Source organism: Stenotrophomonas sp. 116085_Sma, from assembly GCF_056479585.1.
The window spans coordinates 4,630,705-4,648,453 of record NZ_CM151057.1 but is presented as its reverse complement, the minus strand read 5'-3'; the positions used below and the strand labels follow the sequence as shown (position 1 = coordinate 4,648,453).

Here is a 17,749-nt window from a genome sequence, read left to right as displayed (position 1 = left end):
AGCGGCGGGTTGCCGCGTGGGGTGCAGTTCTGGCATCGCCGGTCCTTGCGCCGACGCAAATGAAAACGCCCCCGGGACTTGCGTTCCGAGGGCGTCGTCAGGCCTCGGAGATCGGGGTGGCCGATCTCCGCAGGGCGGGTATCAGGCCGTTGTCAGCTGGACTTCCTTGCAGAACGCGCGCGCCAGCACGTCCATGCGCAGGCATGGCAGCAGTTTGGCGGTGGCGACGGAATGCGCGTTCAAGGGAAGTTTCCAGTGGTTGTTGAAACGAGGTGCGCACGATAAACCACGATTTAGTCGTGCGCAACTATTTTGTTCAATTATTTTCTTCGCTGTTGTGCAATGCCGGCCAGCGGCCGGCACTGCAACTCAGGCTTCCGTGCTGGCGGCATCCAGCTGCGCGACATCCTGCACGCTCAACGACACGTTCGCCGCCGCCAGCAGATCGTGCAGCTGTTCGACGCTGGTAGCGCTGACGATCGGCGCGGTGATCGACGGCCGTGCGATCTGCCAGGCCAGTGCGATCTGCGCAGCGCTGGCGCCGTGCTTGCTGGCCACGTCATCCAGCGCCTGCAGGATGCGCAGGCCGCGCGGGTTCAGATAGCGCTTCACTACTGTCTCGCCACGCGCCGGGCTCTTGGCCGCATCGGCCGGCGTGCGGTACTTGCCGCTGAGGAAGCCACTGGCCAGCGCGTAGTAGCCGATCACGCCGATCTGCTCGCGCTGCACCAGCGGTTCCAGTTCCTTTTCGTAGCCGGCGCGGTCATACAGGTTGTACTCCGGCTGCAGGGTTTCGTAACGCGGCAGCTTGTAGTCGGTGGACACCTTCAGCGCATCGGCCAGGCGCGTGGCGCTGTAGTTGGAGGCACCGATCGCACGTACCTTGCCGGCTTCGATCAGGCGGCCGAACGCAGCCAGCGTGGCTTCCAGCGGCGTCGACTCGTCATCCTCGTGGGCCTGGTACAGATCGATCACGTCGGTCTGCAGGCGGCGCAGCGAATCCTCGACCGCCGCAGTGATGTTGTCCGGGGTCAGGCCGGGGCGTTCGGCCCACTTGGCCACCTTGGTCGCCAGCACCACCTTGTCACGCTTGCCGCTGCGCGCGAACCACTTGCCGATCAGTGTTTCCGATTCGCCGCCGGCGTTGCCCGGCACCCAGGCCGAGTACACATCGGCGGTGTCGACCAGATTGAAACCGGCGTCGACGAAGGCATCGAGCAGGGCGAAGCTGGCCTTCTCATCGGCGCTCCAGCCGAACACGTTGCCACCGAAGGCGAGCGGACGTACATGCAGGCCGGAACGGCCCAGTTCGCGGGTTGCCGTCATGGGCACGGACTCCTTGGGGGAAGTGCTCCAGAATAGAACGCGATGTGTGACCGTGCTGCGGCGGCGACCACAAAACAGTGTTCCGCGATGCGCACGCCGCTAACGTTTTGTGAACACCTTGGACGCTGCGACTGCTAGTCTCGCCGCATCTTCCGCTGGAGTCGTCCCGATGATGCCTGCTTCGTCCCTGCGTGGCTGCCGCCTGCTGCTTGCTTCGGCCCTGCTTGCTGCTGTTCCCGCGTTCGCCGCACCGGCCACGGTCGCGCCGGCGAAGATCGAGGTCTCGCCGGCCATCGAGGCGGCGGTGAAGGCGCCCACCCGCGATGCCAACAACATCAAGCGCGATGGCTTCCGTCATCCGGCGCAGACGCTGTCGTTCTTCAAGGTGGCTCCGGAAAAGACCGTCATCGAGATCACCCCCGGCAACGGCTGGTACTCGGAGATCCTGGCGCCGCTGCTGCATGACAAGGGTCATTACGTCGCCGCCGTGGTCGACCCGATGGCCGTGCCCGAAGGCCGCGGCCGTGACTACCAGCAGCGCAGCCGCGACAGCCTGGAGAAGAAGTACGCCGGCGCCCCGGCGCAGTTCGGCAAGACTGCCGTGGTGGCCTACGATCCGGCGAAGCCGGTGTTCGGCCCGGCCAATTCAGCCGACGTGGTGCTGACCTTCCGCAACGTGCACAACTGGCGCAAGGCCGGCCAGGCGCAGGGCATGTTCCAGGGCTTCTTCAATGTACTCAAGCCGGGTGGCGTCCTGGGCGTGGTCGAGCATCGCGCCAAGGCCGATGTGGCCGACGACGATGACACCGGCTATGTCGGCCAGCAGCAGGTGATCGCGATGGCCGAGGCCGCCGGCTTCAAGCTGGATGCGCGCAGCGAGGTCAACGCCAACCCGCGCGACACCAAGGACCACCCGAACGGTGTTTGGACGCTGCCGCCGACCAACCAGCACGACAAGGCCGATGATGCGAAGTACCAGGCGATCGGCGAAAGCGACCGCATGACCCTGCGCTTCATCAAGCCGTAAATCGGCAGGGCCGGGCCACGCCCGGCGAGCGCAGCGGCGTGGCAATCGACGCAATGTGCATCCGCCGGGCATGGCCCGGCGCTACCCATGGAGTGGACTGTTGAAGAAAGTGTTCTACATCGCCGTGGCCGTGCTGGTGCTGGCGCGGCTGATTGATTTCGTGTTCTACGGTGGCCATGCCTACGACCTGGTGGCGACGGTGGGGTTTGCCGTGCTGTTCGCCGGTGCGCTGCTGGAGGAACGCGCGCGTGCCACGAATCCGCCGCCGGTTCGCCTGCGGCGCCGGGCCAATATCATCGCGGCTTGCGGCATCGCGCTGGTGCTGGGCTCGTTCCTGCTGGAGTGGAAGGTCTTCGGCTGATCCCGCCGCAGCCTCGGCCAAAGCGATGCCCGGTGAGCGGGCAGCGCGGCGTGGGACAATGCCTCATCCGCCGCCCGCCGTGCCCGCAATGCTGATCGCCTTCAACAAGCCCTTCAACGTGCTCTGCCAGTTCACCGACCGCAGCGTGCCGCCGCGGCCGACCCTGGCCGGGTTCGGCCTGCCGCCGCGTGTTTACGCCGCTGGCCGGCTCGACCATGACAGCGAGGGCCTGCTGCTGCTGACCGACAACGGTACGCTGGCGCACAAGCTGACCGATCCCAGGCACAAGGCTGACAAGACCTACTGGGTGCAGGTGGAAGGCACGCCCAGCGATGAGCAGCTGCAACGGCTGCGCGATGGGGTGGAGCTGAATGACGGGCCGACCTTGCCGGCGAAGATCGAGCGCCTCGATCCGGCGCCGTCGCTGTGGACACGCGATCCGCCGGTGCGCTTCCGCAAGACCGTCCCCGATGCCTGGCTGGCGATCACTATCCGCGAGGGCCGCAATCGCCAGGTGCGGCGGATGACCGCGGCGGTGAACCTGCCGACGCTGCGCCTGGTCCGCGCTTCGATGGGACCCTACCGGCTGGACGACCTGCAGCCGGGGCAGTGGCGGCAGATCGGCTGAAACAGAAAGGGCCGGATACCTCGCGGCATCCGGCCCTGGCTCGGGGTCAGATCCCTTCCGCAGGAAGGGCTCTGACCCGGTCGGTCACACTCAGGCGTCGCTGCCGATATCGCTGTGCTCGTCCACCACGGTGTCGTTGCGGCGGTCACGTGCGTTGATGCGCTGCGCCTGCCCATTCACCACGTGGCCATTGGCAGCCTTCTTCTTCTGCTGCTTGCGGTACAGCGCATAGCCCAGCAGGCCGACACCGACGGCAGCAGCGGCGATGGTCACGGCCGGGTTGCGGCGTGCGAACTTGGTGGCGACCTTGCCGCCGGTCTTCACTGCGCCGATGGCGGCGCCGGTCTTGATCCAGTCCGCATTGCGCAGGCTGCCACCGGCGCTCTTCAGGCCATCGCCGGCGGTGTGGGCCAGTTCCAGGGCGCGCTCCAGAGCGCGGTCGGTGATTACGGTGAGCTTGCTCATGCGGGGGTCCTTTGCCTCGGGTCGAAGTCCAGTGTCGCGTGTTGCCCGTAAACGGTATGTCAGTCGGGGCCGCAGGCGGTGTGACTTTAGCGTAGCCATTCAGGATCAGGCAGGGTGGGTCGGATCCCTTTCCGTTGGGAAACGGCTCTGACCCCGCCCTTCAGGTTCCGCGCGGCTTGGCCCGGTGCGTGGCCGTCGCGGTCCACGGATCATCCGGCCACGGATGCCGCGGGTAGCGCCCCTTCATTTCCTTTTTCACTTCGGCGTAGGTGCTTTCCCAGAAGTTGCGCAGGTCCTGGGTGACCTGCAACGGGCGGCCGCCGGGGGAGAGCAGGTGCAGGGTCAGCGGCACGCGCCCATCGGCGATGCGCGGCGTATCAGCCAGGCCGAACAGTTCCTGCAGCTTCACCGCCAGCACCGGTGGCAAGGGCTCGCCACTTTCGCTGTCCAACTCGTAGGTGATCGGCCGCTCCAGTCCGGACGGCACGGTAATGCGGGTCGGCGCATGGCGCTCGACCAGCTGCCGCTGCGACCACTCCAGCGGCGACTTCAGCGCCTCGCCGAAGCTGGACTCGTCCAGCGCATCCAGACGGCTCTTGCCGGCGAACGCGGGCTGCAGCCACTGCGCACGGTTGGCCAGCAGGGCCGCGTCGCTGCAGTCGGGCAGATCCAACTCCGGCATCCAGCGCCGCAGTGATTCCACCCGTGCCTGCCACTGGCGCAGGCCTTCGGTCCATGGCAGCGCCTGCAGGCCGAGCTCGGCCACCGCGTCGGTCAGCGCCTGCGCGGCGTGCTGCGGATCGACCCGGCCGGCCGAGCGGCTGTCCAGTACGATGCGGTCGAAACGGGTCTCGCGCAGGGCCACCAGGGCGCGGCGCTCGCTGTCCCAGCGGACCACATCTTCGGTGACGAAGCGCTCCGGCCACGCCCTGCGCAGCTGGCCTTCGTCCACCGGTGCGGCACGCAGCAGCAGCGCATCGCGTGCCTCGAAGCGAAGCTCGCTGGCCACCAGCCACGGTTCGCCACGCAGGTCGCTCAGCTCGTGCAGGCGCGCGCTGCGCCCATTGGCCAGCAGGTAACGCAGTGGATCGCCGGGATGCTGGAAGCCGATCCGATCAGGGAAGGCGTGAGCGAGCAGGTCACCCAGCTGATGGGCCTCGATGCTGGCCGGCGGCGTGGCTTCGCAGCGCAGGCGGCGACGCCACTGCTTGGCGGCGGCATCGATGGCGGCCAGCCCGCTACGGTTGGCATCGCCCGGTGTGCGGCCATTGCGGAACGCGGCCAGTGCGCGCCAGCGGCTCGCCAGCGCGTCACCGCCTTGGCGCAGCGGATCGCGCGCTTCCAGCAGCGCGGCCAGATCGGCGGCCAGCGCCTGCGAACGTGCATCGGGCGCGGCCAGCAGCATCGCCGCCATCCGTGGGTGCGTACCCAGCGCCAGTACGCGGCGGCCGAGTGCGGTGATCGCACCACTGCTGGACAATGCGCCCAACCGCTGCAGCAGTTCGCGGGCGGCGCCCATCGGGCCGGCAGGTGGTGGATCGAGGAAGCGCAGGTCGCTGCTGCCCCAAGCGGCCAGTTCCAGTGCCAGTCCGGCCAGTTCCACCTGGTCGATCTCGGCCCGGCGCTGCGGCTCCAATCGCTGCGACTGCGGCCACAGCCGCCAAGCCACGCCTTCGGCCACGCGACCGGCGCGACCGGCGCGCTGGTCGGCCGACGCCTGGGCGATGGAGACCACGTCCAGCCGGGTGAAGCCGCTGTTGGGGTCGTAGCGCGGTTCGCGTGCCTGGCCGCTGTCGATCACCACGCGCACGCCGGGCAGGGTCACCGACGACTCGGCCACGTTGGTGGCCAGCACCACGCGGCGGCGGCCGTCGCTGGCGGCCTGCAGCACGCGCGCCTGCTGTTCCACCGGCAGCTCACCATGCAGGGCCAGTACTTCGACGCCGGCATCCAGCGATTCCTGCAGGCCGGCCTGCACCCGCGCGATCTCGCGCTGGCCGGGCAGGAACACCAGCAGGTCACCGGGGTGATCGGCCAGGGCCTGCTGCACCGCGCGGCGCACCTGCAGTTCCAGCGTCTCATCGCGGCGCGCCGGGAAATGGCTGATCGCCACCGGGTAGCTGCGGCCCTCGCTGCTCAGTCGCGGCGCATCGAGGAAGCGTGCCAAGCGCTCGCCATCCAACGTTGCCGACATCACCACCAGACGCAGGTCATCGCGTAGCTGTGCCTGCACGTCCAGCGCCAGTGCCAGGCCCAGATCGCCGCTGAGGTGGCGTTCGTGGAATTCGTCGAACAGGATCGCGCCGACCTCTTCCAACATCGGGTCGTCCTGCAGCATGCGGGTGAGAATGCCCTCGGTGACGACCTCGATGCGGGTGCGTGCCGAGATCTTGTTCTCGAAGCGGATGCGGTAGCCGACCGTGCCACCGACCTCTTCACCGAGCTGTCGTGCCATGAACAGCGCCGCGCTGCGCGCAGCCACCCGGCGCGGTTCCAGCAGGATGATCTTCCGGCCCTGCAGCCACGGTGCGTCCAGCAGCGCCAGCGGCACCTGGGTGGTCTTGCCTGCGCCGGGTGGGGCTTCCAGCACCAGCCGCGGCTGCGCAGCCAGGTGCTGCTGGATCTGTGGCAGCAGCGGGGAAATCGGGAAGAGCGGGGCGTTCATTGTGCAAAGGATAAGGGGCCACGGCCGGCGCAGGTACAATGCGCGGGCACTTTTCCCCCGCGATGACCATGCACCTGATCGATATCGGCGCCAACCTGACCCACGACTCCTTCGACCGCGACCGCGATGCCGTGCTGGACCGTGCGCGCCAGGCCGGCGTGGTGCAGATGGTCATCACCGGCGCCAGCCGCGAGCACTCGCCGTTGGCGGTACAGCTGGCGCAGCAGCATCCGGGCTTCCTGTATGCCACCGCCGGCGTGCACCCGCATCATGCGGTGGAATACACCGACGAATGCGATGCCGAGATGCGCGCGCTGCACGCCCATCCGGAAGTGGTGGCGGTGGGGGAGTGTGGGCTGGACTACTTCCGTGATTTCTCGCCGCGCCCGGCCCAGCACCGTGCGTTCGAGCGCCAGCTGCAGCTGGCCGCGGACAATGGCAAGCCGCTGTTCCTGCACCAGCGCGACGCGCATGCCGATTTCATGGCACAGATGAAGAACTTCGAAGGTCGCATCGGCCCGGCGGTGGTGCATTGCTTCACCGGCGAACGCGATGAACTGTTCGACTACCTGGACCAGGACTGGTACATCGGCATCACCGGCTGGCTGTGCGATGAGCGCCGTGGAGCGCACCTGCGCGAACTGGTGAAGAACATCCCGGCCAACCGCCTGATGATCGAGACCGACGCGCCGTACCTGCTGCCACGCACACTGAAGCCGATGCCGAAGGATCGCCGCAACGAACCGATGTTCCTGTCGCACATCGTGGAAGAGCTGGCACGTGACCGTGGCGAGGACGTTGCGTTGACCGCGGCCAATGCCACGGCGGCCGCGCGCACGTTCTTCCGTCTGCCCGACGCGGGTTGATCCGTAGAGCCGAGCCCATGCTCGGCTCATCGCGCGCAGCGCGACGGACACGGAGAGCAGCCGAGCATGGGCTCGGCTCTACAAAGCGCTGTCCGGTAGCGCCGGGCCATGCCCGGCGAGCGAAGCGGCAAGGTCCTTCAGCCCTTCCCGATACGTCGGAAACCGTGGCGCCCACCCCAGCGCTTCACGCGTGCCCCGGCTGTCGATGCGCTTGTTGCTCTCGTAGAAGCGTCGCAGCGTCGGGCTCAGTGCCGGGTCATCCCAGGCCACGGCGGGCGGCAGCGCAAACCCGCCCAGCTTCGCGGCGAAGGCCAGCACATCCTGCGGCGGTGCGGGCTCGTCGTCGCTGGGCAGGTAGAGACCCTGCCGGGCCGGTCGCCGCATTGCGGCTATGATGACGGTTGCCAGGTCATCCACGTGCAGTCGGTTGAACACCTGGTCCGGGCGAACCACGTGGCGTGCACGGCCCTGTGACAACTGCACCAGCGCATTGCGGCCCGGTCCGTACAGGCCTGGCAGGCGGAACACCGCCGAGGCGATGCCGCGTTGTCCGGCCAGTGCACGCCACTGTGCTTCCGCGAGCAGGCGCTGCACGCCGGCCGCGTCGGTGGCGTCGGCCGCGCTGCGCTCGTCGATCCAACCTCCGGCGCGATCGGCATACACCGAGGTGGACGACAGATAGCCGACCCAGCGCAGTGCTGGGCTGGCCAACAGCGCGGGCAGCAGCAGGCGCAAGGCAGGATCGCCCTCGGCATCGGGCGGCACGCTGCACAGCACGGCATCGGCGTGTGCGATCTCCTCGAGCAGATCGGGCGAAGGTGCGGTGTCGGCCTGCAACCGATACCGACGAAGACCGTCATCGGGCGCCGCTGCCGGATCGCGCACCGTCCCAGCAACCTGCACGCCACGTGCCTGCAACTGCGTGGCCAGCACGCATCCGCTCCAGCCCAGGCCGAGGATCAGCACCCGCGCTGGCAGTGCGTTGGCCTGCAACGCGAAGCTCACGCGCTGCGCAGTGCCTGGTAGGCCTGCAGGCTGCTGTAGGCGACCTGCAGCAGCAGGGCTTCCTGGTCGGCCTTGCGCGCACGCGCCAGCATGTCGCCGACGATCTGCTCGGCCTCCACCTGCTGGCCGGCCTCCAGGTCACGCAGCATCGATGCCTTCAGCGCAGATCCGGCCTGGGTCAAGGTGCCGCGCGCGTTGTCCTGCGCGGCTTCGGGAATCGGTTCACCGGCGGCCTCGGCCACGGCCAGGCACTCGTCGTACAGGCCACGCACGATCGCCTCGCCATCGTGGGTAGCGACGATGGTGCCGATGTCCGCACGCAGCAGGCAGGTGGCTGCGGCCAGCGCGGTCAGGAAGGTGTACTTGATCCATTGCTCCTGGCCGATGTGCTCGCTGGCCAGGTGATCAAGATTGGCCTGTGCGCAGGCGGCAGCGAAGGCGCGCACGCGCGCGGAGATCGCGCCGCCATCGCGCTCGCCGAAGGTGAGCTTGGCCGGCTTGCCCAGATGCAGCACGGCGCCGTCGGCGGCCTTGGTGGCGCTGATGAAGCACAGGCCGCCGAGCACCGCCTCACGACCGAAGCGCGCATCCAGTGCGTTGTAGTGATGCAGGCCGTTGAGGATCGGCAGCACGGTGGTGTTCGCACCGACTGCCGGCGCGATGGCATCGATCGAGCTGTCCAGGTCATAGGCCTTGCAGCTGAGAATGACCAGATCGAACGGCTTCTCCGCGGCGAGCGCGGGCAGTGCCTCGGCGGTCACGTGCTGCACCGGGAAGCAGGCATCGCCGATCGGGCTGTGGATGACCAGCCCATCGCGGTCCAGCTGCGCTGCGCGGGCGGGGCGCACGAGGAAGGTCACGTCCACGCCGGCCTGGGCCAGTCGACCACCGAAGTAACCGCCGGTACCGCCGGCGCCGAGGATCAGGATGCGCATTGCAGGTTCACCGTGTTCTGGGGGAATCAGAACTGCGATTGTGCCGGAGATTGCGGCCAACGGCGGTGCACCCCGTGGTGGTTCGCGGAAAGCACTGTTCAGTGGGGTTGGCCCGGCGCGGCCACCGCCACCGCGTGAAGCAGTTCAAGGGCGGAAGCGGGTCGCTCGCTGCGCTCGCCCATGCAGAGCGGTGCTCAGCGCAGCTGCTCGCTGAAGTCTTCGGTGTATCCCAGCAGAAGCGTGGTGCGGGTGGCCAGCGTCGCAGCCAGGTGCGACCAGGTGTCGTCCCTTCCTGTGGCAAAGATGTGCTGCAGATCCGTGACCAGAGCACTCGCTTCCGCAGGCAACGGCGCGCTGTCGCGCTGGAAGCCCAACCACGATGCGCCAAGCCCGAACAGGCGGTAGCCATGGTGTTCCTGCAGGTGCCGGATCAGGGCATGGTTCTGGAAGATGTCCCAGTCGGCGCTGAAGTAGCCATTGGGCAGGGCGGCGATCAGCAGGTCGTCACGGACCACGGGTACCTGCTGCACGCAGACCACCTCGTCGACGATCAGATCTGGCGCGGCATTGGCAGCAACCAGCGCCTCGATGTCTGCGTCACTGCACATCAGTGTGCCTGCCAGCGCGCTCCATTCCAGCCGATGAGAGGAATGCTCGAGCTGCGCGATGACATGCGCCAGCAACCGCTCGCGTGCCGCCAACGCATCGTCGGGGGTTGCCGGGTCTTCGTCCTCGTACAGCGCGATGCGCGCGTCGTCTGACGCGTGCATGCTGGTGTAGCGGCACTGACCGGCATCATCGAGCGTGCACAGATAGCGGTGCCGGGGATCAGCTGCGTGCAGTGTGGCCAGGTATCCCAGCACCTCATCCAGCGTGGGCGAATCGCCCAGCAGCGCGTGGCTGAAGGCATCGATGGGGCCGTCCGACACGGCCTTGTCCAACGGAATGGAAGTGATCTTCATCGCCACAGCCTAGCCGCAATCCCAAACGAAAAGAGCCGAGCATCGGCTTGGCTCTACAGAGATCGCTTCATCCACGCATGGCGTGGATCTACAGTGTCGACCAAGGTCGACACCCACCAGGCTCCCGCCATGCCACGGATAGTCAGCTTTTGCCGTTGCCGTTGAAGTTGATTCAGCGGGTGCGGGGCCGCAGGCCCTGCAGGCAAAACTCAGCTGCGCATGCCCACGCCACGGCGCAGCAGCCACAGCGCCAGTGCCGTCAGCACCACCACGAAGCCGATCATCAGGCCGTAGGCCACCGGCAGCGGAACGTCACTGCTGCCCAGCAGGCCATAGCGGAACGCGTTGACCATGTAGAAGATCGGGTTGGCGTGGGTGGCCGCCTCGGCCCAGGTCGGCAACAGCTTCACCGAATAGAACACGCCACCCAGGTAGGTCAGCGGGGTCAGGATGAAGGTCGGCACGATCGCCACGTCGTCGAACTTCTTCGCATACACCGCGTTGATGAAGCCGGCCAGCGAGAAGATCGTCGCGCCCAGGATCACCGTGGTCAGCATCACGATCGGGTGCGGGATGCGCACCGGGGTGAAGAACATCGCGATGATCAGCACGATCACGCCCACCATCAGGCCGCGCAGCACGGCACCGGCCACGTAGCCCCACAGGATCACCCAGTTCGGCATCGGGCTGACCAGCAGCTCTTCCACATGGCGGCCGAACTTGGCGCCGAAGAACGAGGAACTGATGTTGCCGTAGCTGTTCTGGATCACGCTCATCATCACCAGGCCCGGCACGATGAACTGCATGTAGCTGTAGCCGCCCATCTCACCCACGCGCGACCCGATCAGGTTGCCGAAGATCAGGAAGTACAGGGTCATGGTGATCGCCGGTGGCACCAGGGTCTGGCCCCAGATGCGCATGATGCGGGCGACTTCGCGGCGCACGATGGTCATCAGTGCGACGCGGTTGCGCTGGCCGTCGGTCAGCTCGGTGGTGCTCATGCGGAAGTCTCCAGGTTGCCGGTGAGGCGCACGAACAGCTCCTCCAGGCGGTTGCTCTTGGTGCGCATCGAACGCACGCGGATGCCAGCCTCGTTCAGCGTGGCGAACACGCGGTTGAGGTCCATCGCGCGCGGCATGTCGATGTCCAGCGTGTGCGGGTCCGGGGCGGTCAACGTCGCGCCTTCGATCACCGGCAGCTGCGCCGGCAGTTCACCGTCGATGTCCAGCAGGAAGCCTTCCACGTCCAGCTTGGCCAGCAACGCGCGCATCGGGCCCTGCTCGACGATCTGGCCGTGGTTGATGATCGCCAGGTGCCGGCACAGGTACTCGGCCTCTTCCAGGTAGTGCGTGGTGAGGATGATCGTGGTGCCGGCCGCGTTGATCTCCTTCAGCACGCGCCACATGTCGCGGCGGATCTCGATGTCCACGCCGGCGGTCGGTTCGTCCAGGATCAGCAGGCGCGGGCGGGTCATCATCGCGCGGGCGATCATCAGCCGGCGCTTCATGCCGCCGGACAGTGTGCGGCTCATCACCTGGGCCTTCTCCCACAGGTGCGCGCGCTTCAGTTCCTCTTCGGCGCGCTGCTCGGCTTCCGGGCGCGGCACACCGTAGAAACCGGCGTAGTTCACCAGGATGTCGAAGGGCTTCTCGAACAGGTTGAAGTTGATTTCCTGCGGCACCAGCCCGATCAGGCGCATGGTGGCGCTGCGGTTGCGCACCAGGTCGCTGCCGAACACCTCCACCTGGCCCTCGCTGAGGTTGACCAGGGAGCTGATGATGCCGATCAGGGTCGACTTGCCGGCGCCGTTGGGGCCGAGCAGGGCGAAGAAGTCGCCCGGAGCCACTTCCAGGGAAACACCCTTCAGGGCCTGGGTGCCGTTGTCGTAGGTCTTGCGCAGGTCGCGCACGCGCAGGGCGGGCGCCATATCGTTCTGGGATGCCAAGCTCGAAGCCTTCGCGCCCATGGGCTGGCGCTGGAGAGGGGGCGGGGAGGGGCTATTATAGAAGACCCCGAGGGCTTGCCCCGGCTACACACTGTCCCGAAAAGTCGTGCCTGTTCAATTCCCCCTCAAGCTGGTCGGCTGCCGCATGCTGGCCCCGACCGTCGGCCACTACCAGTTCGTGCGTGACGATGGGCAGCCGCTGGATTTCCAGCCCGGCCAGTTCATCCAGGTCCATTTCAGCTATGCCGACGGCACCGAAACCAAGCGCAGCTACTCGCTGGCGACCATCCACGACCACGCGCTGGGCCCGGGCGAGGCGGTGGATATCGCGGTCAGTTTCGTGCCCGGCGGCGCCGCCACGGCCCTGTTCGAGGCGCTGGAGCAGGGCGGCCAGATCAATGCGTCCGGCCCCTATGGCCGGTTCTGCCTGAACCCCGGCGACCACAACGCCCGCTACCTGCTGATCGCCACCGGCACCGGCGTCACCCCGTACCGCTCGATGCTGCCGCTGCTGGAAACGGCCATGGCCGAGCGGGGCGTGCAGATCGTGCTGCTGCAGGGCGCGCGCAGCCCGGGCGAGCTGCTGTACAGCGAAGATTTCTACAGCTTCGCCGAAAAGCATCCTAACTTCCGTTATGTTCCGTGCCTGTCGCGCGAACTGCCGGCCGATCCGCATCCCGACGTGCAGCATGGCTACGTGCAGCAGGCGCTGGCCGGTTTCTCGCCGGACCCGGCCACCGACATCGCCTACCTGTGCGGCAACCCGGACATGGTCGACGCCTGCGCCGAGCTGCTCAAGGCTGCCGGACTGGGCAACCCGCAGATCCGCCGCGAGAAGTACGTCAGCAGCAAATAGGCCCGGGTAGTGCCGGCCGCTGGCCGGCAACCCCCTCATGTACCGGAGGCGGCCTCATGCCGCCTCCGGAACCTGCCTCAGTACGCGACCCAGGCATCCCGCCAAGCGTAGCCGGTGCCCGGACGGTAGGCATCGGCATTGATGTTGCACCACGCACCTTCCGGGAAGGGACGGCAGGCGTACAGTTTGCCGTCGGTGCCCTTCACCACGGTTTCGCCGGGTTTATAGCTGCCGATACCAGCCGGGTAGATGAAGTCGTAGTCACCTGGAGGTGGGTCTATCGGGCCCGGTCCCGGAACCAGTGTTTCGAGCTGGAAGCGGTTGCCAGGCTTGAGGTAGACACGATTATCCGTGGCAGAAGCGACCGGCGTGATCATCCCGTCTTTCATTACACCCACACGTGCGTGCTGCGCGTTGGCGTTGACCTGCCGTGCCAGCGCCAAGGGCCATTGATTCGCTGCGGTCTGACCAGCGCTCAGTGTCAGCGCCGGGCGTTCCAGATCGTTGCCGTTGGCACTGAACACCCGCAGGGTCAAGGTGGTCCCGGTGTCCAGCGCGCCCCGCGCGATGACCGGACCTGCGTCCTGCCATTGCGGCGGCGGGGTGACGCCACCACCGCCTTCGAAACGCACGTCCATGCAGGTGTAGAAGGCCTCCTGCGAATCCGAGCGCTGCCAGGTGTTGTAGATGATGTGCTGGCCCTCGCGCTTTGGCAGCGGGCAGTCCAGCTTGTATACGCCACCGGCGGACAACGGTACGTTGCCCAGCGTGCAGAAGGCTTCCAGATCACCCCAGCGCAGGGGAGAGCCAGGTTGCCAGCCATCGCGGGTGACGTAGAACTTCCACTCACGGGTTTCGTGCGGAGCGGAACCCAGGAATTCAAAGGTGTAGCGACCGCGCGCGTCGGCCCGTATCGGCGAGGTGGCCCAGTCGCTGCGGTTCAGGTCCAGGCCGCGATAGGTGGAGTTGCCGCCGCTGCACAGTTGCCCGTCCGGAACCACCGCCTGGTGGTTGCCGTTGGCATGAGCCTGATTGACACCAGCCCAGTCGTAGAACGGTTGGGCACCGCCCAGCTGCTTGGCGGCGGCGCAGGCCGGATTGGTCGGGTTTTCCGGGTTGCCCAGATAGCATGCGTAGACACGGCTGGTGGGCTTGGACATGGTGCCATGGGCGAAGGCGCTGCCAGGCAGCGCCAGACCCGCGATGAAGGACAGTGCAAGGACGGTCCGATGGGACAGGTGCATCAGGAATCTCCTGTGGGTGGTGGAACCCTGCGGAGTTTCGACATGCGTCCCGGCACGCTCCATAGGAATAGTTTGAAAGGTAAGGGTGCGTTTTCTGCGCTGCGATGAACTTCGCATTCCGAGGGGGAACGACGAAAAAACGCCGTTCCCCGCAGGGCATCTCAGTACGCGATCCAAGCGTCCCGCCAGGCAGAGCCGGTGCCCGGACGATAGGCATCGGCATTGACGTTGCACCACGCACCTTCCGGGAACGGGCGGCAGGCGTACAGCTTGCCGTCGGTGCCCTTCACCACGGTCTGGCCCGGCACGTAGCTGCCGATACCGGCCGGGTACACATGGTCGAAATCACCGCCCGGCGACGGCGTACCCGGGTCCGGCACCTTGGTGTCGAGCTGGAAGCGGTTGCCGTCCTTCAGGTACACACGGTTGGCGGTGGCCGATGCGGTGGGCGTGATCACGCCGTTGCTGAGCACACCCAGCCGCGCATGCTGTGCATCGGCATTGACCCTGCGTGCCAGCACCAGCGGCCACTGTGCCGCGGCGGTCTGGCCGCTGGCCAGGGTGGCCTCCACGCGCTCGACATCGTTGCCGTTGGCGTTGAACACGCGCAGCGCCAGCGTCGTGCCGACCGGCAGCTCACCGCGCGCAGTGACCGGGCCGGCATCCTGCCATTGCGGTGCTGGCGTGCCGCCGCCGCCCTGGAAGCGCACGTCCATGCACGTGTAGAACGCTTCGGTCGAATCCGAGCGCTGCCAGGTGTTGTAGATCACGTGCTGGCCGCTGCGCTGCGGCAACGTGCACTGCAGCTTGTAGGTGCCATCGGCCGACAGCGGTGTATTGCCCAGCGTGCAGAATTCCTGCAGGTCGGCCCAGCGCAAGGGGCTGCCCGGCTGCCAGCCTTCGCGGGTGACGAAGAAGCGCCAGTCGCGCGTGGCATGCGGCGCGGTGGCCTTGAACACGAAGGTGAATTTGCCATTGGCATCAGGCTGGATCGGCGTGGTCTGCCAGTCGCTGCGGTCCACGTCCAGGCCGCGGAAGGTCGGGTTGTTGCCGCTGCACAGCTTGCCATCGGGTACCACCGCCTGGTGGTTGCCATTGGCGTTGGCCTGGTTGATGCCATTCCAGTCGTAGAACGCCTGCGAGCCGCCGATCGCCTTGGCGGCGGCACAGGCCGGATTGGTCGGGTTCTCGGGATTGCCCTGGAAGCAGGCATAGACGCGGCTGACCGGCGTGGTCATGGTGCCGTGAGCGGCTGCAGTGCCGGCCAGGCCGAGGCCTGCGGCGGCGAACGCGGTGGCCAGCAGCACTGGTGTGGAGCGGAATGACATGGCGCATCCTTGTGGTCGTCGAAAGGGAACGGTGACCGCAGGCGTTGCGCTGCGCAGCGGACTTGCGGCGGCACCACAGCGAGTATCGAGTCGTGGTGCGGGCGGCGGAACCATGGAAGTGCCGATCCGTGACTGTGCATGTGAAGCCCTTCCCGCAGGCTTCACGTGGTGCTGAACGGATGCGCCAGTGGTCACGTGATCGGCGTGCCGTCGATCACGTCATGGAGGTGGCGCTACGTGGCGTTGATGCCAACCCGATCTGCCTGGCATGAGAAGCAGCCGTGTGCCGCGTTGTGCAGCTGGACAAAGGCCACCGCTGGATCGGCGAAGATCGTGTCCAGCTGCATGGCGACCTCGGTGCCGGCGCAGACCTGCGCACTGCGCATCAACGCTGCGCGGTCGTAGGCGCGCAGCGAGATCATGCGGCGCTGCACATAAGGTGGCACTTCCCCGGCGGGCAGTACGCAACGGGTCACGCCGCGCTGCACGAAGATCGGGCCGGAGGCGCGATACGGCGAGTGCAACGGCAGGTGTACATGGGACAGCAGGAGCAGTTCGCTGCCGCAGGGAGGATCGCTCAGGCTGATCCGGCAGGGGTGGCCTCCCGAATCGCCCGCCCAGCGACGCTGGATTCCCAGTGCAGCGAGCGCGTTGTCACTCATCTCGAACAGGGGCAGGAAGGGGCGGTGGTCGATGCCACCGAGGTACCACGCGTGCATGGGCGTCTCCTTGGGCTTCTGCGGATTCTGCGCATGCGCCGGTGGCCCTGCTCGCCGTTTTCAGACCCGGCATCACCCTCGAGCCGAAGAACGCCGCAGGAATCACGCTGCAAGGCGCTAAGATGCGCGCGCCGCCCCGGCCGACGAGCGCTGCATGTCCCTGGATTTCCGCACCATCACCGTGCTTGGCTTCCTGCTCTGCATCGGCATTGCCGTGGGGTTCTCGCTGCTGCTGGTCGTGCTGCGCGGGCAACCCGTGCTGCGCCAGTGGACCGCCAGCCTGTGGCTGCTGACCCTGGGCGTGACCCTGCTGGCGCTGCGTCCCTATCTGCCACTGGTGCCGGCCGTACTGGCCGGCAACGCAGCGATGGCCGGGTGCGCGCTGATGATGCTGCGCGGCGTGGCGCTGCACCTGGAGCAGCCATTGCCGCTGTGGCGGCCGTTGTTGATGGCGGCCGCGTTCATGGCCTGCATCTTTGCCTTCCTGGTGCTGTGGCCGAGCCTGGGCGTGCGCCTGCAGGTGTTCAGCGTGTTTGCGCTGGTTGTCGATGGCTGGATCGCATGGCTGCTGCTGCGCCATGCCCCGGCCCAGCAACGCACCAGTTGCCGTTTGGCCGCGGCGGTGTTCCTGGCCGAAGCCGCGCTGTATGCCGTGCGTTTGTTCCTGCCGGTGGCCCCGGATGCCGGCGAGGACATCATGCGCACCGGTTCGCCGATGTTCGCCACCTACATCGCCGGAGTGATGCTGGAACTGGCGCGCTGCTTCGCGATGGTGCTGCTGCTGGTCGAGCGGATGCTGGTCGATCTGCGGCATGCGGCGCGCACCGACGGTCTGACCGGCCTGCTCAACCGCCGTGCCGTGCTGACCGATGGCCAGGCGCGTCTGCAGCGCCTGCGTCGACAAGGGCAGCCGCTGGCGCTGCTGCTGGTGGATGTCGATCACTTCAAGCAGATCAATGACCGCTGGGGCCATCTGGCAGGCGACCAGGTACTGCGCCATTTCGCTGCGTTGCTGCAGCGCTGTGCCCCGGGCCACGACGCCCTGCTGGGCCGTTACGGCGGTGAGGAGTTCGTGCTGGTGATGGCCGGCAGCACGCAGGACGACGCAATGGCAGGGGCCGCAGCGATCCGCGCCGCTCTGCAGCGGTGCCCGGCGCGCCTGGCCACCGGACCGGTGACGGTCACCGCCAGCATCGGTCTGGCGATGGACGAAGGCCAAGGCGACCTGTCCACGCTGCTGGCGGCGGCCGATGCGGCGCTGTACCGGGCCAAGGCCGAGGGCCGCGATCGCCTGGCCTGCGCCGTCCCGCCCGGGAATCCGCCTCTGCCCATCGCCGCCGACGCGCTGCCCGTGTAAGTTGGGTCACATCTTCCACGGCAGCCCGTCGTGGTCGGCAGGAACGTCCTCCAGGGGAAA

17 protein-coding genes are annotated in these 17,749 nt (G+C 67.2%); 6 read left to right on the top strand and 11 right to left on the bottom strand.

What is annotated here, in order from left to right:
* Positions 1 to 369 precede the first annotated feature (369 nt).
* Positions 370 to 1,326, bottom strand: coding sequence for an aldo/keto reductase (locus ACZK0Z_RS21495; protein WP_197632932.1), 957 nt, complete (start codon positions 1,324 to 1,326; stop codon positions 370 to 372).
* Between the two features lie 169 nt (positions 1,327 to 1,495).
* Here ACZK0Z_RS21495 and ACZK0Z_RS21490 point away from each other — a divergent pair, with 169 nt between their 5' ends.
* From ACZK0Z_RS21490 to ACZK0Z_RS21480, 3 genes are all read left to right on the top strand, one after another.
* Entirely contained in the window at positions 1,496 to 2,353 is an 858-nt protein-coding gene (locus ACZK0Z_RS21490; RefSeq protein WP_197632934.1) for a class I SAM-dependent methyltransferase, read from the top strand.
* A 109-nt stretch (positions 2,354 to 2,462) separates the two neighbouring features.
* The gene (locus ACZK0Z_RS21485) at positions 2,463 to 2,714 is read left to right on the top strand and encodes a hypothetical protein (RefSeq protein WP_238378667.1); all 252 of its coding nucleotides are present in this window, start codon (positions 2,463 to 2,465) and stop codon (positions 2,712 to 2,714) included.
* Between the two features lie 88 nt (positions 2,715 to 2,802).
* Entirely contained in the window at positions 2,803 to 3,342 is a 540-nt protein-coding gene (locus ACZK0Z_RS21480; protein ID WP_197632936.1) for a pseudouridine synthase, read from the top strand.
* Positions 3,343 to 3,432: 90 nt separating this feature from the next.
* Here the strand turns inward: ACZK0Z_RS21480 and ACZK0Z_RS21475 are convergent, their stop codons facing one another.
* A complete protein-coding gene (locus tag ACZK0Z_RS21475) occupies positions 3,433 to 3,807 on the bottom strand; it encodes a hypothetical protein (protein ID WP_049427214.1) in 375 nt (124 codons plus the stop codon).
* A 160-nt stretch (positions 3,808 to 3,967) separates the two neighbouring features.
* Entirely contained in the window at positions 3,968 to 6,472 is a 2,505-nt protein-coding gene (gene hrpB, locus ACZK0Z_RS21470; protein ID WP_197632938.1) for an ATP-dependent helicase HrpB, read from the bottom strand.
* Between the two features lie 68 nt (positions 6,473 to 6,540).
* On the opposite strand from hrpB, the gene ACZK0Z_RS21465 reads away from it, so the two are divergent.
* Positions 6,541 to 7,338 (top strand): TatD family hydrolase, encoded by a 798-nt coding sequence (locus ACZK0Z_RS21465; RefSeq protein ID WP_049427229.1) that lies wholly within the window; start codon positions 6,541 to 6,543, stop codon positions 7,336 to 7,338.
* Between the two features lie 78 nt (positions 7,339 to 7,416).
* On the opposite strand, the gene ACZK0Z_RS21460 is transcribed toward ACZK0Z_RS21465, so the two are convergent.
* The 5 genes from ACZK0Z_RS21460 to ACZK0Z_RS21440 all read right to left on the bottom strand — a co-directional run bounded on the left by ACZK0Z_RS21460 (position 7,417) and on the right by ACZK0Z_RS21440 (position 12,206).
* Positions 7,417 to 8,343: an NAD-dependent epimerase/dehydratase family protein gene (locus tag ACZK0Z_RS21460; protein ID WP_197632940.1), complete on the bottom strand. Its 927-nt coding sequence runs from the start codon at positions 8,341 to 8,343 to the stop codon at positions 7,417 to 7,419.
* Complete coding sequence (gene panE / locus ACZK0Z_RS21455) at positions 8,340 to 9,278, bottom strand: 2-dehydropantoate 2-reductase (RefSeq protein ID WP_197632942.1); 939 nt, start codon at positions 9,276 to 9,278, stop codon at positions 8,340 to 8,342. The genes ACZK0Z_RS21460 and panE overlap by 4 nt, the downstream gene beginning before the upstream one ends.
* A 194-nt stretch (positions 9,279 to 9,472) precedes the next feature.
* Positions 9,473 to 10,240 (bottom strand): hypothetical protein, encoded by a 768-nt coding sequence (locus ACZK0Z_RS21450; protein WP_197632943.1) that lies wholly within the window; start codon positions 10,238 to 10,240, stop codon positions 9,473 to 9,475.
* A gap of 209 nt (positions 10,241 to 10,449) precedes the next feature.
* Entirely contained in the window at positions 10,450 to 11,241 is a 792-nt protein-coding gene (locus ACZK0Z_RS21445; RefSeq protein WP_049427207.1) for an ABC transporter permease, read from the bottom strand.
* Positions 11,238 to 12,206: an ATP-binding cassette domain-containing protein gene (locus tag ACZK0Z_RS21440; protein ID WP_197632945.1), complete on the bottom strand. Its 969-nt coding sequence runs from the start codon at positions 12,204 to 12,206 to the stop codon at positions 11,238 to 11,240. Before ACZK0Z_RS21440 ends, ACZK0Z_RS21445 begins: the two co-directional genes overlap by 4 nt.
* Positions 12,207 to 12,291: 85 nt before the next feature.
* Here ACZK0Z_RS21440 and ACZK0Z_RS21435 point away from each other — a divergent pair, with 85 nt between their 5' ends.
* Positions 12,292 to 13,041, top strand: coding sequence for a ferredoxin--NADP reductase (locus ACZK0Z_RS21435; RefSeq protein ID WP_080354965.1), 750 nt, complete (start codon positions 12,292 to 12,294; stop codon positions 13,039 to 13,041).
* A 77-nt stretch (positions 13,042 to 13,118) separates the two neighbouring features.
* Here the strand turns inward: ACZK0Z_RS21435 and ACZK0Z_RS21430 are convergent, their stop codons facing one another.
* From ACZK0Z_RS21430 to ACZK0Z_RS21420, 3 genes are all read right to left on the bottom strand, one after another.
* A complete protein-coding gene (locus tag ACZK0Z_RS21430) occupies positions 13,119 to 14,285 on the bottom strand; it encodes a lytic polysaccharide monooxygenase (RefSeq protein ID WP_049427201.1) in 1,167 nt (388 codons plus the stop codon).
* Between the two features lie 161 nt (positions 14,286 to 14,446).
* Positions 14,447 to 15,613 carry a lytic polysaccharide monooxygenase gene (locus ACZK0Z_RS21425; RefSeq protein ID WP_049427199.1) on the bottom strand — a complete coding sequence of 389 codons (1,167 nt, stop codon included), beginning with the start codon at positions 15,611 to 15,613 and terminating at the stop codon, positions 14,447 to 14,449.
* A gap of 233 nt (positions 15,614 to 15,846) precedes the next feature.
* The gene (locus tag ACZK0Z_RS21420; protein ID WP_197632947.1) at positions 15,847 to 16,332 is read right to left on the bottom strand and encodes a DUF1203 domain-containing protein; all 486 of its coding nucleotides are present in this window, start codon (positions 16,330 to 16,332) and stop codon (positions 15,847 to 15,849) included.
* A 154-nt stretch (positions 16,333 to 16,486) separates the two neighbouring features.
* Between ACZK0Z_RS21420 and ACZK0Z_RS21415 the strand changes: the two genes are divergently transcribed.
* Entirely contained in the window at positions 16,487 to 17,689 is a 1,203-nt protein-coding gene (locus ACZK0Z_RS21415; protein WP_286074503.1) for a GGDEF domain-containing protein, read from the top strand.
* The last annotated feature ends 60 nt before the right edge of the window (positions 17,690 to 17,749 follow it).

What these genes read in the sequence shown, in the direction of transcription:
- ACZK0Z_RS21495 (WP_197632932.1), bottom strand. Translation starts at nt 1,326, where the DNA reads ATGACGGCAACCCGCGAACTGGGCCGTTCCGGCCTGCATGTACGTCCG.
- ACZK0Z_RS21490 (WP_197632934.1), top strand. Translation starts at nt 1,496, where the DNA reads ATGATGCCTGCTTCGTCCCTGCGTGGCTGCCGCCTGCTGCTTGCTTCG.
- ACZK0Z_RS21480 (WP_197632936.1), top strand. Translation starts at nt 2,803, where the DNA reads ATGCTGATCGCCTTCAACAAGCCCTTCAACGTGCTCTGCCAGTTCACC.
- ACZK0Z_RS21475 (WP_049427214.1), bottom strand. Translation starts at nt 3,807, where the DNA reads ATGAGCAAGCTCACCGTAATCACCGACCGCGCTCTGGAGCGCGCCCTG.
- hrpB (WP_197632938.1), bottom strand. Translation starts at nt 6,472, where the DNA reads ATGAACGCCCCGCTCTTCCCGATTTCCCCGCTGCTGCCACAGATCCAG.
- ACZK0Z_RS21465 (WP_049427229.1), top strand. Translation starts at nt 6,541, where the DNA reads ATGCACCTGATCGATATCGGCGCCAACCTGACCCACGACTCCTTCGAC.
- panE (WP_197632942.1), bottom strand. Translation starts at nt 9,278, where the DNA reads ATGCGCATCCTGATCCTCGGCGCCGGCGGTACCGGCGGTTACTTCGGT.
- ACZK0Z_RS21450 (WP_197632943.1), bottom strand. Translation starts at nt 10,240, where the DNA reads ATGAAGATCACTTCCATTCCGTTGGACAAGGCCGTGTCGGACGGCCCC.
- ACZK0Z_RS21445 (WP_049427207.1), bottom strand. Translation starts at nt 11,241, where the DNA reads ATGAGCACCACCGAGCTGACCGACGGCCAGCGCAACCGCGTCGCACTG.
- ACZK0Z_RS21440 (WP_197632945.1), bottom strand. Translation starts at nt 12,206, where the DNA reads ATGGGCGCGAAGGCTTCGAGCTTGGCATCCCAGAACGATATGGCGCCC.
- ACZK0Z_RS21430 (WP_049427201.1), bottom strand. Translation starts at nt 14,285, where the DNA reads ATGCACCTGTCCCATCGGACCGTCCTTGCACTGTCCTTCATCGCGGGT.
- ACZK0Z_RS21425 (WP_049427199.1), bottom strand. Translation starts at nt 15,613, where the DNA reads ATGTCATTCCGCTCCACACCAGTGCTGCTGGCCACCGCGTTCGCCGCC.
- ACZK0Z_RS21420 (WP_197632947.1), bottom strand. Translation starts at nt 16,332, where the DNA reads ATGCACGCGTGGTACCTCGGTGGCATCGACCACCGCCCCTTCCTGCCC.
- ACZK0Z_RS21415 (WP_286074503.1), top strand. Translation starts at nt 16,487, where the DNA reads ATGTCCCTGGATTTCCGCACCATCACCGTGCTTGGCTTCCTGCTCTGC.